Source organism: Halomicroarcula saliterrae (assembly GCF_031624395.1).
GTDB classification, from domain to species: Archaea; Halobacteriota; Halobacteria; order Halobacteriales; family Haloarculaceae; genus Haloarcula; species Haloarcula saliterrae.
This window is the reverse complement of sequence record NZ_JAMQON010000003.1, coordinates 177,172-193,979: the sequence shown is the minus strand read 5'-3', so window position 1 is coordinate 193,979 and position 16,808 is coordinate 177,172. Positions and strand designations below refer to the sequence as shown.

Annotated in this window: 20 protein-coding genes; 9 read left to right on the top strand and 11 right to left on the bottom strand. The window is 68.5% G+C overall.

What is annotated here, in order from left to right:
• Position 1: 1 nt before the first annotated feature.
• The 4 genes from NDI56_RS12270 to NDI56_RS12255 are packed head-to-tail and all read left to right on the top strand — an operon-like array spanning position 2 to position 2,468.
• The gene (locus NDI56_RS12270) at positions 2 to 940 is read left to right on the top strand and encodes a hypothetical protein (RefSeq protein ID WP_310919826.1); all 939 of its coding nucleotides are present in this window, start codon (positions 2 to 4) and stop codon (positions 938 to 940) included.
• Between the two features lie 40 nt (positions 941 to 980).
• Positions 981 to 1,484 (top strand): amino acid-binding protein, encoded by a 504-nt coding sequence (locus tag NDI56_RS12265; protein ID WP_310919825.1) that lies wholly within the window; start codon positions 981 to 983, stop codon positions 1,482 to 1,484.
• The gene (locus NDI56_RS12260; RefSeq protein ID WP_310919824.1) at positions 1,484 to 1,837 is read left to right on the top strand and encodes a 2Fe-2S iron-sulfur cluster-binding protein; all 354 of its coding nucleotides are present in this window, start codon (positions 1,484 to 1,486) and stop codon (positions 1,835 to 1,837) included. The genes NDI56_RS12265 and NDI56_RS12260 overlap by 1 nt, the downstream gene beginning before the upstream one ends.
• Before the next feature lie 31 nt (positions 1,838 to 1,868).
• Positions 1,869 to 2,468: an IMPACT family protein gene (locus NDI56_RS12255; RefSeq protein WP_310919823.1), complete on the top strand. Its 600-nt coding sequence runs from the start codon at positions 1,869 to 1,871 to the stop codon at positions 2,466 to 2,468.
• 278 nt (positions 2,469 to 2,746) lie between these two features.
• Here NDI56_RS12255 and upp read toward each other — a convergent pair whose 3' ends face one another.
• From upp to NDI56_RS12230, 5 genes are all read right to left on the bottom strand, one after another.
• Positions 2,747 to 3,424 (bottom strand): uracil phosphoribosyltransferase, encoded by a 678-nt coding sequence (gene upp, locus NDI56_RS12250; protein WP_310919822.1) that lies wholly within the window; start codon positions 3,422 to 3,424, stop codon positions 2,747 to 2,749.
• 126 nt (positions 3,425 to 3,550) lie between these two features.
• Positions 3,551 to 6,250 carry a TRAP transporter permease gene (locus NDI56_RS12245; protein ID WP_310919821.1) on the bottom strand — a complete coding sequence of 900 codons (2,700 nt, stop codon included), beginning with the start codon at positions 6,248 to 6,250 and terminating at the stop codon, positions 3,551 to 3,553.
• Positions 6,247 to 6,729 carry a DUF1850 domain-containing protein gene (locus NDI56_RS12240; RefSeq protein WP_310919820.1) on the bottom strand — a complete coding sequence of 161 codons (483 nt, stop codon included), beginning with the start codon at positions 6,727 to 6,729 and terminating at the stop codon, positions 6,247 to 6,249. Before NDI56_RS12240 ends, NDI56_RS12245 begins: the two co-directional genes overlap by 4 nt.
• Before the next feature lie 14 nt (positions 6,730 to 6,743).
• Positions 6,744 to 7,751 carry a TAXI family TRAP transporter solute-binding subunit gene (locus tag NDI56_RS12235; RefSeq protein ID WP_310919819.1) on the bottom strand — a complete coding sequence of 336 codons (1,008 nt, stop codon included), beginning with the start codon at positions 7,749 to 7,751 and terminating at the stop codon, positions 6,744 to 6,746.
• A 125-nt stretch (positions 7,752 to 7,876) separates the two neighbouring features.
• Entirely contained in the window at positions 7,877 to 8,569 is a 693-nt protein-coding gene (locus tag NDI56_RS12230) for a type 1 glutamine amidotransferase domain-containing protein (protein ID WP_310919818.1), read from the bottom strand.
• 251 nt (positions 8,570 to 8,820) lie between these two features.
• On the opposite strand from NDI56_RS12230, the gene NDI56_RS12225 reads away from it, so the two are divergent.
• Positions 8,821 to 9,531 (top strand): DUF5828 family protein, encoded by a 711-nt coding sequence (locus NDI56_RS12225; RefSeq protein WP_310919817.1) that lies wholly within the window; start codon positions 8,821 to 8,823, stop codon positions 9,529 to 9,531.
• 75 nt (positions 9,532 to 9,606) lie between these two features.
• On the opposite strand, the gene NDI56_RS12220 is transcribed toward NDI56_RS12225, so the two are convergent.
• The 3 genes from NDI56_RS12220 to NDI56_RS12210 form a co-directional block, all read right to left on the bottom strand.
• Positions 9,607 to 9,810, bottom strand: a complete 204-nt coding sequence (locus NDI56_RS12220) for a hypothetical protein (protein WP_310919816.1) — start codon at positions 9,808 to 9,810, stop codon at positions 9,607 to 9,609.
• A 52-nt stretch (positions 9,811 to 9,862) separates the two neighbouring features.
• Positions 9,863 to 10,501: a helix-turn-helix domain-containing protein gene (locus NDI56_RS12215; protein WP_310919815.1), complete on the bottom strand. Its 639-nt coding sequence runs from the start codon at positions 10,499 to 10,501 to the stop codon at positions 9,863 to 9,865.
• Between the two features lie 117 nt (positions 10,502 to 10,618).
• The gene (locus NDI56_RS12210) at positions 10,619 to 11,077 is read right to left on the bottom strand and encodes a hypothetical protein (protein ID WP_310919813.1); all 459 of its coding nucleotides are present in this window, start codon (positions 11,075 to 11,077) and stop codon (positions 10,619 to 10,621) included.
• A gap of 174 nt (positions 11,078 to 11,251) precedes the next feature.
• Here NDI56_RS12210 and NDI56_RS12205 point away from each other — a divergent pair, with 174 nt between their 5' ends.
• Entirely contained in the window at positions 11,252 to 12,451 is a 1,200-nt protein-coding gene (locus NDI56_RS12205) for an inorganic phosphate transporter (protein WP_310919812.1), read from the top strand.
• A gap of 114 nt (positions 12,452 to 12,565) precedes the next feature.
• On the opposite strand, the gene NDI56_RS12200 is transcribed toward NDI56_RS12205, so the two are convergent.
• A complete protein-coding gene (locus NDI56_RS12200) occupies positions 12,566 to 13,936 on the bottom strand; it encodes a hemolysin family protein (protein ID WP_310919811.1) in 1,371 nt (456 codons plus the stop codon).
• Positions 13,937 to 14,027: 91 nt separating this feature from the next.
• Between NDI56_RS12200 and NDI56_RS12195 the strand changes: the two genes are divergently transcribed.
• Genes NDI56_RS12195 through NDI56_RS12185 form a run of 3 tightly spaced genes read left to right on the top strand, consistent with a single transcriptional unit; the run spans position 14,028 to position 15,435 of the window.
• Entirely contained in the window at positions 14,028 to 14,309 is a 282-nt protein-coding gene (locus NDI56_RS12195; RefSeq protein WP_310919810.1) for a glutaredoxin family protein, read from the top strand.
• Complete coding sequence (locus NDI56_RS12190; protein WP_310919809.1) at positions 14,309 to 14,824, top strand: redoxin domain-containing protein; 516 nt, start codon at positions 14,309 to 14,311, stop codon at positions 14,822 to 14,824. The genes NDI56_RS12195 and NDI56_RS12190 overlap by 1 nt, the downstream gene beginning before the upstream one ends.
• A complete protein-coding gene (locus tag NDI56_RS12185; RefSeq protein ID WP_310919808.1) occupies positions 14,821 to 15,435 on the top strand; it encodes an L-threonylcarbamoyladenylate synthase in 615 nt (204 codons plus the stop codon). The genes NDI56_RS12190 and NDI56_RS12185 overlap by 4 nt, the downstream gene beginning before the upstream one ends.
• Here the strand turns inward: NDI56_RS12185 and NDI56_RS12180 are convergent.
• Both NDI56_RS12180 and NDI56_RS12175 read right to left on the bottom strand, forming a co-directional pair.
• Positions 15,432 to 16,091, bottom strand: a complete 660-nt coding sequence (locus tag NDI56_RS12180) for a CRISPR-associated protein Cas4 (RefSeq protein ID WP_310919807.1) — start codon at positions 16,089 to 16,091, stop codon at positions 15,432 to 15,434. The two genes, NDI56_RS12185 and NDI56_RS12180, sit on opposite strands and share 4 nt — an antisense overlap.
• A gap of 59 nt (positions 16,092 to 16,150) precedes the next feature.
• Positions 16,151 to 16,771 (bottom strand): conditioned medium-induced protein 4, encoded by a 621-nt coding sequence (locus NDI56_RS12175; protein ID WP_310919806.1) that lies wholly within the window; start codon positions 16,769 to 16,771, stop codon positions 16,151 to 16,153.
• Positions 16,772 to 16,808: the final 37 nt, after the last annotated feature.

Here is a 16,808-nt window from a genome sequence, read left to right as displayed (position 1 = left end):
CATGACACAGCGACAGTCGCGGCGGGCACTACTCACCGGGCTCGGGGGCGCCGGTGTCGGTGCGATGGCTGGCTGTCTCCGTCTCGGCGACCCGGAGTCGGGGACCGGGACTGCCACCAGTCAGTCGACGGGCACCGAGACTGGGACACAGACCGAGAGTGACGGAGAGACCGACGAACAGCCCGAGAGCAGCGGAGAGACAGGGACTGGCGGGCAGACCGACACGCCTGCCTGGGCCCAGTGGATTCCGTCCGACCCGGTCGTCTCGGGCACTGCGGAGACATTTGCGCTCGACGTACAGGGGGCGCGAGCGGAGTTCCCGCAGGCGGAGTACGAGCGTTACGAGATACAAGACATCGCCGACACGTTCGGTATCGAACAGTCGGACATCGACTATCTTGGCGGGATGGAACGGTCGGACGATTCCGGGCTCGTCTTTCTGACGGGGACGTTCGACCAGGACGAGATTCGTTCGAACCTCGGGGTCTCGGAGTCGGACACCGAGTCGTATCAGGGGTCCACCGTCTACGATGGGCTCGCCTGGGGGCCGGACGCTATCGTCACGAGCAACTACCAGACGGTGCTGGACACGCGATTCGGGGGCACCCAGTCTATCGATGCAGCCGGGACGGGCTGGGAGACGCTGCTCTCGGTGGTCAGCTCTGGGACGCTCTCCGGTGTCCAGTCCGGTTCGTTCGTCGACTCGTTGTCGGTCAGCGTCCCCCGAAGCGGGATCGCTATCAACGCGGCCAGCGGCGGCGGCGCGACCATCACGGCCCACCTGATGTTTGACTCCGAGAGCAGAGCTGCGGAGGTATTCGAAAACAACGAGGACGAGATACGGGCGGACGCACCCGACGCCGACCAGACTCTGGAGAGTCTCGAACAGCAGGGCAAGCGGATCGTGTTTACTGTCTCGTCTGACACCTTCGAATTCTAGGACCCCAAGAGCGAAACGCACTGCTCACGATTGGTCTCCCATGTTCGACGAGATTATGGAGAAGTTCGAGGACTCTCCGGGCCAGCAGGCCGTCATCCGCCTGCTGCTCGAACGGGGGTTCTCGGTCAACGAGGAGGGGCGGGTGGTCTCGGGCGGCATCGAGATTCCCAACACCGGCATCGCCCGCGAGGTCGGCGTCGACCGCCGGGTCGTCAACGCCACGACGGACGCTATCCTCGCCGACGACGAGCTGCGGCGCATCTTCCGGAACATCTCCGCCGTTCCCAGTCTGCTGGACCTCGCGCCGGTGCTCGACCTCACCGCTATCACCATCTCCGTGCGGGCGGCCGACGAGTCCGGTATCGTCTCGCGGGTGACGGCCGCTATCGCCGAGCGCGACATCTCCATCCGGCAGGTGCTCAGCGAGGACCCGGAGTTCACCGACGACCCCCGGCTCTACGTCATCACCGACGAGGCGCTGCCCGGCGACCTCATCAACGAACTGCGCGAGATGGCGTTCGTCCGGACTATCGAACTGGCCTGATGGCGCACCCGGTCACCATCACCGTCGAACTGCCCGACGGCTCGGTCGAGGAGCTGACCGCGCCGGCGGGGAGTGTTCTCCGCGACGCCCTCCTCGATGCCGGTCTCTCGCCCCACGGCCGTTACGCCCGCCGGCTCAACTGCGGCGGCAACGGGCTCTGTGCCACCTGTGGCGTCCGGCTGGCCGAGCCGTCCGACCCGGACCACTGGCACGACGACCTCGCGGAGCGTTTTGGTTACCCGCGGCTGTCCTGTCAGATTCGCGTCCGGGCGGGGATGCGCGTCCGACTGCTCGACAAGCGGCTGTGGGGTAGCCGCGACCCCGACGCCGCCTCGCGCGGCGAGCAAGAATAAGGGCTATGCGGCCGTCGGGCGAACCACCGGTGTGGCAGAGAGTTTCCGGACCGTCGCCGAGCGCGCCGCCGCGAGCTTCGAGGTGCAGGGCTCGGAGTTCATCGGCCACGTCGCGCCAGCCGAGACCGTCGCCGAGGCCGAGGCGTTCGTCGACGAGATACGCGAGCAGTACGCCGACGCCACCCACAACGTCCCGGCGTATCGGGTGCGGGCCGAACCGTTCCGGGAGTATTCGAGCGACGACGCCGAACCCAGCGGGAGCGCCGGCAAGCCGGCCCTGAACGTGCTCCAGCAACGGGACATCGAGAACGTCGCCGCCGTGGTCACCCGCTACTACGGCGGGACGAACCTCGGCGTGGGCGGGCTGGCCCGGTCGTATTCGCGGTCGGTCAAAGACGCCGTCGACGCCGCCGGCGTCGTCGAGTCGGTCCCACACGAGCGGTTCACCGTCACCGTCGAATACGACGACTCGGGCAGCGTGCGGAGCCTGCTGGAGTCGGCCGATGTGGACTTTTCGGCCGAGTACGGGGCCGAGGTGACGTTTTCAGTCCGGTTGCCGACGGCCGAGGCGAGCGACCTCCGGGACCGGATTCGCAGCGCGACCAGCGGCCGAGCCGACATCGACTACTGATACTGTCGGCTGTAATCACGTGACCGATTTCGCCACCCCGGGGTGGCGAATATCTTCACGAAGTTACAGCCAACAGTATGAGCACCCCGGTCATGCTCTCAGCGAACTGAGTTTCGGGTGGAGAGAAAAACCGGCGCTGTCTGTCGGTTTCCAGCGGAAGAAAGGGGGTTTGCGGTTCGGCTGGTCGACGGGATATCCGTCATAATCGGACCCACACAAAAACCGTTTCGACTCGGCGGAGCCGCTGTAGCGAGCTGCCGACGGGGCCGGCGCTCCCCTCAGGTCGTCCGGAACGCCCGGTCGCCCGCGTCGCCAAGTCCGGGGACGATAAAGCCCTCCTCGTCGAGCTCGTCGTCGATAGCGACGGTCAGCAGGTCCACGTCGGGGAACGCCTCGCTCACGCGGACGATGCCGGGCGGGGCGGCCACCGCCGAGAGGACGACGAGGTGGTCGGGGTCGCCGCCCGCCCCGGTGATGTGGTCCAGCACGGCGGTCATCGTCGACCCGGTCGCCAGCATCGGGTCGGCGACGATGACGGTGTCGTCGGGACCGATGTCGGGGAGCTTGACGTAGTCGACGGAGATGGGGAACTCGCCGTCCTCGTCCATCCCAGCCGACTCGTCGCGGCTCGCCGAGATGACGCCTTGCCGGGCCCGGGGAAACGCCTTCAACAGCCCTTCGACGAACGGCGTCGCCGCCCGGAGGACGTTGACGATGACCACGTCGTCCAGCCCCGTCACCCGCTCGCCCATCGTCGTGGTCAGGGGCGTCTCGATTTCGACGTACTCGGTCTCCATGCGCCCGTCGATTATCTCGTAACCACAGAGGCGACCCAGCCGGACCAGCCCCTTCCGGAACTCGACCTGTTCGGTGTCCTTCTCGCGCAGCCGGGAGAGTTCGTCCTTCGCGAGCGCGTGTGTGACCAGCGAGGCGTCACCGCGCCGTTCGAGTGCCATACGGTGGCTCTCGGCGGGTGGGGAGTAAACGTTGACGGCGCGCCGGTCGTACTGCCGGCTGTCCCGTTTCGAGCGGACGCCGCGCACGGGCCGGCGAAGCTCGCGACGACCGTCCGGCCGGCGGTATCACGCGGGCTCGGGGCTCCCGGTCGTTTCGGTGACGCCCTCCGACTGCCGACGGTTCTCGGCCAGCAGGACGGCAAAGAGCGCCAGCCCCGCGGCCCGCAACGCCACGTCCAGCAGGAGCGTCATCTCGCCGCCGCCCATGCCGATGAACCCGAGGACGTCGTAGGTCCCCGAGACGGCCAGCCCGGGGGCCATCAACAGCAGTGAACTCACGGCGAAGGCCACCCGCCGGCTCCGGGCGACCGGCGCGGAGACGAAGCCGATGACCGTCGCCGCCAGCGCCACGACGCCGACGAACACCCCGATGACCGGGATGGCGACCTCGAAGATGGCAAAGCCCGGGTCGGCGAAGTCCGACAGTCTGACGACCCGGTAGATCTGGCTGCCGGGCTCCGTGGGACGGAGCAGGACGATACCCGGCGCGAGGATGAACGCGAACGGGACGATGGCCTTGTTCAGCGACAGCGAGAACGCCTCGATACCGGTCTGGAAGGCGTCCGACTTGGCCACCCCGGCGGCCGCGTAGGCCGCGACCGCCACCGGCGGTGTGATGTCGGCGATGACGCCGAAGTAGAGGATGAACAGGTGCGCCGCCAGCTCGGGGACGCCGAAGGTGACCAGCGCGGGCGCGAGCAGCGAGACCAGGATGATGTAGGTCACCGTCGTCGGCATCCCCATCCCGAGGATGATGGAGGCGACGGCGGTCACGAGCAAGAGCAGGACGAGCGAGCCGCCGGCGACCGCCCGGATGAGCGCGACGAGGTTCGGCCCCAGTCCGGAGACGCTGATGACGCCGGGGATGATGCCAGCGGCGGCGACGGCGACGACGACCGGCACCGCCGTCCGCGCGCCGCTCTCCATCGACTTCCCGAGGAAGGTGCCCAGCCGGTAGAGCCCGTTGCCGGTCAGGGAGGGGCTGCCGACGACTCTCGCGGTGCGCTCGGCAGCGTTGTCGACCGCATCGTCGAAGTCGAGGACGTGCGCGTCGATGTACGGGTGCGTGGCGAGCGTGAGCACGCCGGCCGTAATGGCGATGCCGCCCAGCGAGCCGACGGTGGCCGCGAAGGCGGCTCGCAGCGACTGGCCGCCGGAGCCACCGCCCAGCAGCGCCCCGAGGACGCCCGCGCCGGCGAGGTACTGGGCGAGGAGGGTCCCCGCGAACAGGAGCCCGAGCAGCCCGAGCAACCGCCCCCGCGTCTCGTGGCTGTAGGCCGCCACGAGCGTGATGAGCGCCCCGATTGCGATGAGTGTGAACCACGCCGACCGGGCGACCGAGAGCCGCGCGACCAGCAGGTAGTACAGCAGCAAGCTGATCGGGACGAGGTAGAACCAGCCGTTCCGGAGGTGCTGGCGGAGGTCGACCAGCTCCGCGGGGTCCAGCCCCCCGATCTGCTCCTTCGTCGCCTCGAAGTGGACCATCACCCAGACGCCGAAGAAGAAGACGATGGCGGGAATCGAGGCGGCGATGATGACGTCGGCGAAGGGCGTCGCCGTGTACTGGACGATGAGGAAGGCCGCGGCGCCCATCACCGGCGGGAGTATCTGCCCGCCCGAGGACGCCGACGCCTCGACGCCGCCGGCGAACTCCGGCCGGTAGCCGGACCGCTTCATCAGCGGGATGGTGAAGGCGCCGGTGGTAACGGTGTTCGCGATAGAGGAGCCCGAGATAGTGCCCATGAACCCGCTGGCGAGGATGCTCGCTTTCGCCGGGCCGCCCCGCCGGGTCCCGGTGGCGCCGTAGGCGAGGTCGATGAACCACTGGCCGGCACCGGACATCTCCAGGAACGCGCCGAAGAGGATGAAGATGTAGATGAACTGCACCGAGACGGTGACCGGAATCCCGAAGACGCCGTTCTCGGTGTTGTACCAGAGGTTCTGGATGATGGAGTTCCACCCGAGCCGCGGGATAGAGAGGACGCCGACGTAGGCGGTCCCGCCCGGAATGAGGTAGCCGTAGCGGGCGTAGACGACGAAGGCCGCGACGATGAGCATCAGCGGCAGGCCGATGGCCCGTCGGGTCGCTTCGAGGACGAGCAGGACGCCCAGCACCCCCAGAACGAACGCGTACGACGTGTCGGCGAGCGGACCGAGCAGCCCCGCGACGGGCGAAAGCAGCGGATACACCTCCACGAGCGTCCGGCCCGCTTCCAGCCCGAGCGCGCGCATCCGCTGTATCTCCGCGAAGTCGGTGATGAAGTACGACGCCGCGAGCACCGAGATAGCTATCAAGACCAGGTCGAACGGCGTCACCCGGTCCATGTCGCGGTCCAGGGCGAGCCAGGCCAGCCCGTCGCCGACGGTGTCGACGCCGCGGCTCACGGGGTGGTCCGGCCCGAGGCGCTCGCGCGTCCGGGTTCCGAGGCTCGCGAACCGGCGGCTCACCACGCCGTCGCCGGTCGACGTGGGATACAGCAGGAACGCGAGCACCAGTCCGAAGGCCACGTGGACGGCGTTTATCTGGAGCAACTGGAGCGCCGCGAGCTGGAACCGGCCGAGGCCGGGCAGTGTCACCGAGAGGACGAACCCCTTCGCGGCGAGCCACATCTGGAACAGCGAGAAGGAGATGCCGACGACGGCGACTGTCACGGCCGCCACGCCCTGGAGCGACCGCCGCCGCTCTATCTCCTGGAGCATCTCCTCGACGTCTTCCTGATCGTCCGATTCGGCTGGCGGGTCGTCGTCGGTGTGTGTGCCAGTCATAGTGAGTCAGCGGCGGCCGCGACCGCCGACCGCCGGGTGATGTGGATATCGACCGAGCGCTCGTCGGTCAGGCCGACGAGGTCGTAGCTCCGATTCCCCACGCGCAGCCTGTGGCCGGCGACGTCGCCGGGCGCGACGGTGATGCGCTGGTAGGCCCCGGACGGGTCGGAGACGAAGCGGCCGTCCTCTCGCGTGACGTTCGCGCGACTCGGTAACCCCCAGCCGTAGGACTCGAAGGTCATCCTCGCGGCGACGAGGCGGTCGCCGTCGACGACGTAGACGTCTCTGACCGGAGTCTTCTCGACGCTGTGGGTGTACGCGAGGGTGACGGCGGTCCCGTTCTCGACCGGCGTTTGCAGGTAGGCCTCGCCGGTCTCGGCGTCCGCGACGACGAGGGCGCGTCCGGTCGGCACGGCCGGGGCGGCCGCGAGTGCGACCAGTGCGACGGCGGCAAGTGCGACGGTGCGGGCGGTGGGCATGTGGGCGCCCGCGGTCAGTTCCCCATGCCGGTGCCAGTGGCAGTGCCGGTGCCGGTGCCTGCCCCGGTGCCGAAGTACGCCGCGGCGCCGGGGTGGAGCTCGATGGACATCCCGTCCTGAGCGCTGTCCTTCGTGATGAAGTCGGTCTTGATGGTGAGCTCGCCCGTGTTGTCGAAGATGGCCGCGGTCACCTCCCGGACCGTCGCCTCGGCCATCCCCGCCCGCGTGGCTATCATGGCCTGCACCGCGACCGTCTCGACAGCCTGCTCGACGCCAGTGTAGGTGCCCGCCGGGATGGTGTCGTCGGAGAACCACGACGCGGCGTCTTTGACTGACTGGCGGTTCTGCCCCTCGATGGGGACGAGGACGACGTCGTTGGTGTTCGCGAGGTCCTCGATGGCGCCGACGGGCCAGCCGCCGACGACGAACGCAGCGTCGATGTCGCCGTTGCGAAGCTGGTCGGCCGCCTGCGAGAAGGATGCGTTCTGCTCGGTGAAGTCGCTGATACCCACCGCGTCCAGAATCTGGAGGGCGTTGACCTGCGTCCCCGACCCGAGGTCGCCGGTGTTGATGGTCGCCCCCGAGAGGTCCGACATCTGCGTGATGCCGGTACTCCCCAGCGTGACGATGGTGATGGTCTCGGGGTACAGCGTCGCGACGCCCCGCAGGCTCTCGACGGGGCTCCCCTCGAAGGCGTCGATGCCGGTGCCGTTCTTCGCGAAGGAGGCGATGTCGTTCTGGATGAGCGCGAAGTCGGCGTCACCGCTGGCGAGGTTACCGACGTTCTCGACGCTCGCGCCGGTTGACTGGACGTTCAGCGTGTAGTCGGTCCGGCCCTCGACGACGGTCTTGAACTCGTTCGAGAGCGGGAAGTAGGTCCCGCCGGTCCCCCCAGCGTGCCAGGAGAGCCGGTTCCCACCGCCACCGCCCGACCCACCGTTTCCGCCACAACCTGCCAGCGCGGCGACACCAGCGAGGCCGGTAAGCCGCAGTAACCGCCGCCGTGTCGTTCTGCGTGACATGTGCTCACAATTATCCAGCCGGCGAGAAAGTTACAAACAGCTTATAGGCGGTTTCGGGGGCGTTACTGCGTGACTCGGGCCCCGATGCGGCCGCGAGCCGAACGCGGTAGACCGCTGTCGGCTGGTTACGCCGGCTGCTCGACACCGAGCTCGTCGAGCAGCGTCCGGGCGGCCTCGGCCGAGGAGGGCGGGCCCCGGGCCGTGACGAGGTCGCCGTCGACGGTGACGCTGGTGTCGTCGTCGAGCTCTGCGTCCCACTCACCGCCGGCGGCTATCACTTCGTCCTCGACCCAGTAGGGGAGCTTGCGGCCGTCGGGCATCACGCCGTTGTCGTCGACGATACCCTCCTCCCACTCGTTCGGGAAGCCGGTGACCGAGCGGCCGTCGACGAGGAAGTCGCCGGTGCTCGTCCGGGTAAAGGCGAGGATACCGACGGCGTGACAGACGACCAGCGCCGTCCCGTCCTCGTGGGCGACGGCGTCGCGCAGCAGCCGACGCGCGTCCCGGTCCTGATTCACGTCCCACTCGGTGCCGTGGCCGCCGGGGAAGACGACGGCGTCGTAGTCGACGGCGTCGACCTGCGCGGTCGGTGACGGGTCGTTGAGCCGCTCGTCGTTCTCGTGGACCGAGATGCAGCGTTCGGCCGTCTCCTCGCCGACTTCCTCGGGGTCGACGGAGCGCTCGTCGATGACCGGCGGGCTGCCGCTGGGCGTCGCGACCTCGATGTCGACGCCCGCGTCGGTGAGTGTCGTGAGCGGTTCGATACATTCCTCGCCCCAGTAGCCTTCCTCGCTGACGACGAATAGTGCGGATGGCATCGTCGAACGTAGGTGCGCGACACTGATAAGGGGAACAAACTGCCGCCGGCTCCCCGACCTGCCGGTGGCCACAGCGCCCAGTCGACGCGGGTCCGCGCCCGCTGTCGCGCCCGGTCGACATCGGGAAATCACCAGCGCAGTTCCCGGACACCATCTGAGACGCAGTCCCCGAACACGCCCGGCGGAAACGTTTAACCACTGCGAGCGGTAACAGAAAGACACACGGTACTACACCGTTCGCACCTTCTACAATGGCAGATATCGAAGAGAGCGTCTCTGGATTCAAGACACACGGCGGCTGGGTCGACGTGGTCGAACACGGCGAGCGCATCACGCAGGCACTGAAAGAGCTCCTCGGTGACGACGAAGTCGCGACCGACATCGACGACGACGCTCTCGAGGAGTTCGACGAGTGGCGACCGAAGACCCACGAACGGCTCGACGAGGACGTCAACGAGAAGACGGCCGAACAGGCCAGCATCGACGAGGGGAAGGGCGAGCAGGCCGGCAAGGAACCCGACGAGGACCTCCAGAAGGCCGGCGAGAAACTGACCGAGTCCTACGAGAACCTCGACGAGCCCGACGAGGCCATCGACAAGTGGGGCGAGTCGGTCGACTACGTCGCCCGCGCGGCCGACTCGGCCGGTCGGAAGGCGCTGCGAAAGGTCGAGGACACCGTCTACCGCAACGTGATGACCCAGATCGCCCCGTACTACTTCGACAACCCGCTGGTCAGTGCGAACCTCCGGCGCATCGGCGACGAGGACGACCCGGAGTACGTCTTCGAGGTCAACGTCAACGACGACGACCTGAAGCTGCGCGTCTCGAACCAGTTGGCCGACTACGACTCCGACGTCGACCGCTGGCACGTCGACACCGAGAAGACGACCGAGGCGGTCGAGGCCGCCGAGGGCGTCGACGCCGTCGAACCCGGCGAGGAACGGGACCCGAAGACCAACTGAGACGGCCGGCCCGTCGCTGCACTCGTCTCGCCGTTCTACGGACGCTCCCGGGCGGGCGGCGATAGGCCGCCGACCTCACCGGCCGCGGAATCGGCGTCGTAGCGCCGCCCCTTTCCACAGCAACAGTCCGGAGAGCGCCAGCAGCGGGAACAGGCCGACCTGCACGGCGAGCACAGCTGTCGGGTCCGTCCGCAGCGGCGAGTAGACGAACGCGCCGAGCGCGACCGCCAGCACCAGATGGGCCAGCCGGTGGGTCGAGCGCCGCCACAGTCGGCTCACGACACACCACCGTCCGGTCGCGCGACCGCCGACTCCACGTCGTGCCCGCGTCTCACTCCCGTCGGTCGTCGCCCAGCAGGAACTGTCCCATCACGCGGGCCGTGCCCCGACGGATGGTCTCGCTGGCGGTCGATTTGTCGACGTCCAGTTCGTCGGCGACCTCGGCGAGGGTACACCGCCGCGGGACCTCGAAGTAGCCCAGCCGGAGCGCCGCGGTGACACACTCGCGCTGGCGCTCCGTGAGCGGGCCGCCGCCGTCCGCCGCGTGGACGACCGACAGCAGCTCGTAGTCGTGGTCGCCCGCGTCGAGTGACGCCCCGAACGCCTCGAACTGGTCCCGGGTCGCCGTCAGGTCGAACTCCATGACGCCGTTCTCGACGAGGATGGGGAACTCCGGCGGCAACGAGGACGCCCAGAGAAACTCGTAGAGCCCCTGCTCGACGGCCTCGTACTGCGCGAGGGCCCGCCCGTCGCCGGTCCAGAGCGCCTCGTAGTCGGTGATGTCGGGATGGGTTCGGATGGCCTCGACGACGGGGTCGGGGTCGTCGGCCCGAACCTCCCCCAGTTCCAGCGCTCGGTCCCCCATCGGGACGCCCGTGAGCAACCGGAGCGTCGCGTCCGGGAACCTCGTGGACACCGCTGTGACCCACAGCCCTTCCCGGAGCGCAAGCCGGAAGCGCGCCCGTATCACGGCGCTCCCTCCGGACCTCGTCGTGGGACCATCTCTGCTGTCCGTTGGCTCCGGTCCGGAATAAACGTCCGGCCGCTCGTCGCCCGCACCCGGCCGGCCGCCGCGCTCGGGCATCGGTCATGCCGTCTCCCGGGACCACGCCACTGCCGCGAACAGCGAGCCGAGCGTGACCGACGCGATGAGAGCGAGCAGAACGGCGAAGGCGAGATAGCCCGCGGTCGGGTCGGCGTAGGGCAGTATCACGTCGCCCGGCGGCTCGATGGCCCACGGGCTCACGTGGAAGTACGCGAGCATGGCCGCGCTGCAGGCGAAAAAGCCGGCCCAGTACCGGTTGCCGACGCGCCCGGTCACCGTCAGATAGAGCCCGACGGCGACGAACGGGTAGATTGCGAGGCTGTAGGTAAATGGGTTCACTTGCCCCGTCACGGGCCAGCCCACGTGGTTCCCCCTGACGACGTGGTCGACGTGGTGGGCGAGGCCAAGCAGCGTCGAAAGCGCGGCCGTCACAGCCACGGCACGTGTCACAGTGGGGCGGTCCGTCGTCTCTCTCGCCGGCGGGTCGTCGGTGCGTCGCATACCGCAGTGAAACCCCGCCGACGGGTTCAGCGTTTGACCAACATGTTGGGCCAGAGCTGTCACCGGTCACCGACCGCTCCGTGGCATACAGCCGCATACCCCTCCGCTTCGACTGGAGATGGCCGACGCGGCGAACGGTAGGCTCATTGGTGGCAAGGGCAAACGCCGGTGTAGATGGTAGCGACGAGTGTGCTGGTGACGCTCATCGTAGCGTCCGCGGCGAGCCTGTTCATGGCGTGGGCAATCGGGGCGGGTTCCTCGGGGTCCACGCCGTTCGCGCCGGCGGTCGGCGCCAACGCTATCTCGGTGATGCGGGCCGGGTTCTTCGTCGGCATCCTCGGGCTCGCCGGCGCGGTGTTACAGGGCGCGAACGTCACCGAGACCGTCGGTGGCGGGTTAGTACTGTTCCCCGACGGCGGCGGTCTCTCCGCGATAGCGGCTATCGTCGCGCTCGTGACGGCGGCCCTGCTCGTGGCGTTTGGCATCTTCACCGGCTACCCGATAGCGACGGCCTTCACCGTCACCGGCGCCGTCGTCGGCGTCGGGCTGGCGATGGGCGGCCAGCCCGCCACGGCGAAGTACGTCGAAATCGTCTCGCTGTGGGTCGCGGTGCCCTTCGTCGGCGGCGGCATCGCCTACGCGACGGCGTGGTCGCTTCGTCACGAGTCCGTCCCCGAAGACGTCGTGGTCCCGCTGCTGGGCGCGCTCGTCGCCGGGCTGCTCGCGAACGTCCGCTTCGTCCTGCTCGCGCCCGGCTCCGAGCAGGCCTCCGTCGCGCGAGCGGTCGGACGGGCGCTCGGGACGCCGATACTGCCGACGATAGCCGTCGTCACGCTGCTGGCGGCGCTGCTCGGCGGCGGCCTGCTCTACCGGGACGTGCGAAACGACACCGCGGCCGGGCAGCGCCACTTCCTGCTCGTGCTCGGCGGCCTGGTCGCGTTCTCGGCGGGCGGGAGCCAGGTCGGGCTCGCACTGGGTCCGCTGCTCCCGCTGCTCGACTCGGGGCCGGCGTCGGTCGTCCCAATCACCGGCGTCCTGCTCTTCGGTGGTCTCGGCCTGCTTATCGGCTCCTGGACCGGCGCCCCGCGGATGATAAAGGCCATCGCGCAGGACTACTCCTCGCTGGGCCCCAGGCGCTCTATCGCCGCGCTCATCCCGAGTTTCATCATCGCCCAGACCGCGGTGTTTTTCGGGCTCCCCGTCTCCTTCAACGAAATCATCGTCTCGGCCATCGTCGGCTCCGGCGCGGCCGCCGGCGACGGCGAAGTGAGCCGCGGCAAGATGGGCAAAACCGTACTGGCGTGGCTCGGCTCGCTCGTGCTCGCCTTCGCGCTCTCGTACGGCGTCTTCTTCGCCGTCGATACGCTCGCCTGAACACTGCTAGCTCTCCGTCCGACCGGTCCTGCTTGCGGCGCCGGTCACACGTTCTAGCGACTGTCTATCGAGCGGCGAGAACTACTGGCACTGCCCGACCGAGAGACGGCCGTGTCATTCGACCTGCGCTTCCTCGGCCTCGTCTTCCTCGACGTCGAGTTTGACGATTCGGGCCTTCATGATGCGGGTGTTCTCGACCTGTTCGATGCGGATTTCGACGCCCTCGTAGGTGATGGTCTCGCCCTCCTCGACAAGTCGGCCCGCGCGGTTGAAGATGAAGCCGGCGATGGTCTCGAACTCCTCGCCCTCGGGCAGTTCGAGGCCGAGCGCCTCGTTGACTTCCTCGATGTTGACCTCGCCTTTGACGGTGACCGTATCGTCGCCGATGTACTCGATCGGCTCTTCCTCCTCGCCTTCGAGAATCTCGCCGACGATCTCCTCGGTGAGGTCCTCCATCGTCACGAGCCCTTCGGTGGTGCCGAACTCGTCGATGACGATGACCATGTGGAGCCGTTCGGCGCGCATCTCGGTCAGCAGGTCGTCGACGTTCTTGGACTCGGGGACGTGCAGCGTCGGCTCGATGAGATCCGCCAGGACGATCTCATCGGAGAACTTCTCGCCGTAGTCCAGGTCCCGGACGAGGTCGCGGATGTGGACGACGCCGATGACGTTGTCGAGGCTCCCCTCGTAGACGGGCAGGCGCGCGTGGCCGCTCTGGATGGCCGTTTCGAGCGCCTCGCGCACTGGGGCGTCCTTCGCGACGGCGGTCATATCGAGGCGGGGGGTCATCACCTCCTTGGCGATGGTGTCGTTGAACCGGAGCGTGCGCTGGAGCATCTCGCGTTCCTCCTCGTCCAGAACGCCCTCGCGCTCGCCCGTCTCGATGATGTCCTGAATCTCCTCGCGGGTGACGTAGGAGGTCTCGATGGCCGAGCGACCGCCGGTTATCCTGTTGACGATACGGGTCAGGTAGTCGAAAAAGAGGATGAGCGGGAGCAGGACCTTCTCGGCGAACTTCAGCGGCTTCGATATCCGCAGCGCCCACGACTCCGTGTTCTCGACGGCGTAGCTCTTGGGGGCGCTCTCGCCAAAGAGCAGGACGATGGCGGTGATGCCGAACGTCGCCGCCAGCACGGCCTGGCCCCGCGAGAGGTAAAAGCCCAGCAACCCGGTCGCGATGGAGGACATCGCGATGTTGACGAGGTTGTTGCCGACGAGGATGGTCACGAGCAGCCGGTGGGGGTCGGCCTTGAGCGCTTTGAGCGTCTTGGCGCCCGGCACGCCGTCCTCGACCAGCGCCTCCGTCCGGTGGGCCGGGAGCGAGAACATCGCGATTTCCGAGGACGAAAAGAACGCCGAGAGGACGATGAGCAGAATTATTGTGACGATGCCGCCGCCGAGGACGGCACTCTCCGGGACGGCGATGCCGACGATATCGAACGTCTGCAAGGCCAGGGACGACTCGAACGCGATGGGTAGGGCCATCAACGGTCGGAGTTGTCATCGCCGGGGATTAAGCCTTGTCATGGTTCGGACGGCGAAGCGCTTAGGGGCGTCTCCGCCATAGCGTAGCCGTATGAGCGAGCCATCGATTACACTCTACCGCCTGCAGGCCTGTCCGTTCTGTGAGCGGGTCGTCCGGGTACTCGAGGAACTGGGCCTGGACTACCGCTCGCGGTTCGTCGAACCGATGCACTCAGAGCGCGACGTGGTCAAGCGACTCACCGGCAAGCGGACCGTCCCCGCTATCGTCGACGAGGGCACCGGCGTCACGATGAGCGAGAGCGCGAACATCGTCGCGTATCTGGAGCGGACGTACGGAAGCGAGGGCGCGAACACCGAACCGGGGGCCGCCTGATGGTCGAGCTCGGCTTCGACGTGGTGGAACTCGGTCCGGCAGACCACCCCGAGGCGGGCGACCAGGCCCCCGACTTCACACGACCGCTGGTGAACGACGAGTACTGGGAGGACACCTCGCTGTCGGCGGTCTGTGCCGAGAGCGACGACCCCGTGGTCCTCGTGTTCCACGCCATGGACGGGGCGTTCCCGGCGACGTACCTCTGGAACGAGGTCCGCGACCGGGGCTGGCACGAGGACGCGACCGTGGTCGGGTGCTCTATCTCGACGCCGTACGCCCACAAGGACCTCCTCGACGAGCGCGGCGTCGCGGGCGAGGCCCGTCTGTTCTCGGACCCGGCAAACGGCATCGCCGAGGCCTACGGCATCGACATGGCCCTCGACGGGATGGCCGGCGTCGCCGAGCCACGCCCCGCCGTCTTCGTCCTCGACTCGGACCGCACTATCGAGTACGCGTGGGTCGGCGAGGAGTGGCCCGCCTTCCCCGACTACGACGACGTCGAAGCACAGCTGTGAGCGACGATATCGACCCGGGCGCGTTCGACGCGGCGGAGGACATCGACGACGCGGCCACAGCCATACGCGAGGGTGCGCTCGTGGTCTACCCGACCGAGACGGTGTACGGGCTGGCTGCCGACGCCACCGACCCTGACGCCATCGAGCGGCTGTTCGAGGCCAAGGGGCGCTCCCGTGACAAGCCCGTCTCGCTCGCGGTGCCGGACGTGGACAGCGCACTCGACTACGTCGACCCGACCGACCGCGAGGAGGCGTTCATGCGCGAGTTCCTCCCGGGGCCCGTGACGGTCGTCGCCGAGCGTCGCGAGTCGGTCCCCGACGCACTCACCGACGGCGCACCCCGCGTCGGCGTCCGCGTTCCGGACCATCTCGTGGCGCTGGCCCTGCTGGAAGCGGTCGCGCCGCTGACGGCGACGAGCGCGAACGTCTCGGGGAACCCGAGCGCCACGACCGTAGACGAACTGGACGCCATCACCGAGGCGGCGGCCGTGGTACTCGACGGCGGCGAGACCGGCGGGACGGGCTCGACCGTGGTGGACGTCGCGGCGGGCACCGTCCACCGCCGCGGCGCAAACGCCGACGCCGTCGAACGCTGGCTCGAAGCGAACTAGAGTAACGACCGCAGCGACCGCGTTCTGACGCCACACTGGTCGCGATACTCACAGGGGTCACACTTCGCGTCGTTGTCGACCCGGCCCGGCGGGCCGTCGATGCTCTCGGCCGTGCGCAGCGCCCGGCGGTAGAGGCCCGCCCGTCGCGCCGTCACCTCGACCTCGCGGACGACGCCGTAGCCCGGGTACTCCGCGAACACTCGCTCGACCGACCGTTCGCGCTCCCATGACAGCGCCTTGGCGGCCGCGACCAGCCGCACGGTCTGGGGCTCCCAGACGCCCGTCTCCGGTGGACGACCGGCGAACACCAGCGAGGGGACGGCGCCCGCGTCGGTCCCGACGAGCTTGTGAGCGATACCGCGGGCGTCCTTGCCCGCGAGATACACGTCGGTGTCGACCGGGTCGACCACCGCGTCCCACGCCTCGATGCGGTCGCTGGCCGCCCGCAACCGCTCTCTGACGGTCGTCGGGTCGGGCTCGATAGGGGCCGACAGCAGCGCCGCGTCGTCGGCCAGCAACCGCTCGTAGTCGCGGGCGAGCCGTCGAATCTGTGCGATTTCCTCGGGCACGTCCGGCGGGCCGTCCCGGCGGCGGTAGTAGAGCTTTCGCGGACAGTACGCCGCGGTTTCGAGCTCGCGGAAGGTGTGGTCGGCCATGTGCCGGGCTGGTCCCGCGATGGGTCAAAAACGTTCGCCGGACCGACGCCGCCGGCCGCTCACATCGAGACGTCGGCGTCCGAGTCCAGCGAGTCGATGTCTTCGGTGGCCTCGTCCAGCCCAGTTTCCCGAACGGCAGCGGTCATCCGGGTCGAGAGCCCGGCCTCGGCCAGCGCGTCCTCGAACTCGCTGGTGAAGCGGTAGCTCACCTGCCGGGCCTCGGCCTCGGCCGCGACCACGCGGCGGTAGCGGGCCGCCGTCCCGGCGTCGACGTCGAACGCCGCGGCCAGCTCCTCGTCGGCGGGGTCCTCGCCGACCACCCGGCGGCGGAACGCGGCCGCGTCGAAGTCGGCGTCGTCGTCGGACTCCCGCAGGAGATGCAGGTCGAGTCGTGCCTCGACGATAGCCGACTCGTCGACCCCGAGCTCCGCGGCGAGCTCGTCGTCCCCCCGACCCGCGTAGAACCCCCGGACCAGCGTCACCAGTGCCGCGTCGGAGAGCGCCGTCCGGAACTCGTAGCGCTCGCGCATGCGCGAGACGACCGCTCGGAGGCGTTCATCGACGCGCTCCTCGTCGGTGTCGGTCAGCGAGCCGGGGCCCTCGGCCTGTGACTCCGTCACCGACTCCTCGCCGGAGACGTCGATGAAGATCTCCCGCAGCTGTTCGGTCTTTTCGTCCATCAGACAGGAAATAACCGTCGCCGAGGTATATATCTGT

Coding starts and splice junctions, on each gene's coding strand:
- NDI56_RS12235 (WP_310919819.1), bottom strand. CDS start 7,751: ATGTCACGCAGAACGACACGGCGGCGGTTACTGCGGCTTACCGGCCTC.
- NDI56_RS12225 (WP_310919817.1), top strand. CDS start 8,821: ATGGCAGATATCGAAGAGAGCGTCTCTGGATTCAAGACACACGGCGGC.
- NDI56_RS12200 (WP_310919811.1), bottom strand. CDS start 13,936: ATGGCCCTACCCATCGCGTTCGAGTCGTCCCTGGCCTTGCAGACGTTC.
- upp (WP_310919822.1), bottom strand. CDS start 3,424: ATGGCACTCGAACGGCGCGGTGACGCCTCGCTGGTCACACACGCGCTC.
- NDI56_RS12190 (WP_310919809.1), top strand. CDS start 14,309: ATGGTCGAGCTCGGCTTCGACGTGGTGGAACTCGGTCCGGCAGACCAC.
- NDI56_RS12245 (WP_310919821.1), bottom strand. CDS start 6,250: ATGACTGGCACACACACCGACGACGACCCGCCAGCCGAATCGGACGAT.
- NDI56_RS12260 (WP_310919824.1), top strand. CDS start 1,484: ATGGCGCACCCGGTCACCATCACCGTCGAACTGCCCGACGGCTCGGTC.
- NDI56_RS12270 (WP_310919826.1), top strand. CDS start 2: ATGACACAGCGACAGTCGCGGCGGGCACTACTCACCGGGCTCGGGGGC.
- NDI56_RS12210 (WP_310919813.1), bottom strand. CDS start 11,077: ATGCGACGCACCGACGACCCGCCGGCGAGAGAGACGACGGACCGCCCC.
- NDI56_RS12230 (WP_310919818.1), bottom strand. CDS start 8,569: ATGCCATCCGCACTATTCGTCGTCAGCGAGGAAGGCTACTGGGGCGAG.
- NDI56_RS12240 (WP_310919820.1), bottom strand. CDS start 6,729: ATGCCCACCGCCCGCACCGTCGCACTTGCCGCCGTCGCACTGGTCGCA.
- NDI56_RS12175 (WP_310919806.1), bottom strand. CDS start 16,771: ATGGACGAAAAGACCGAACAGCTGCGGGAGATCTTCATCGACGTCTCC.
- NDI56_RS12265 (WP_310919825.1), top strand. CDS start 981: ATGTTCGACGAGATTATGGAGAAGTTCGAGGACTCTCCGGGCCAGCAG.
- NDI56_RS12195 (WP_310919810.1), top strand. CDS start 14,028: ATGAGCGAGCCATCGATTACACTCTACCGCCTGCAGGCCTGTCCGTTC.
- NDI56_RS12180 (WP_310919807.1), bottom strand. CDS start 16,091: ATGGCCGACCACACCTTCCGCGAGCTCGAAACCGCGGCGTACTGTCCG.
- NDI56_RS12205 (WP_310919812.1), top strand. CDS start 11,252: ATGGTAGCGACGAGTGTGCTGGTGACGCTCATCGTAGCGTCCGCGGCG.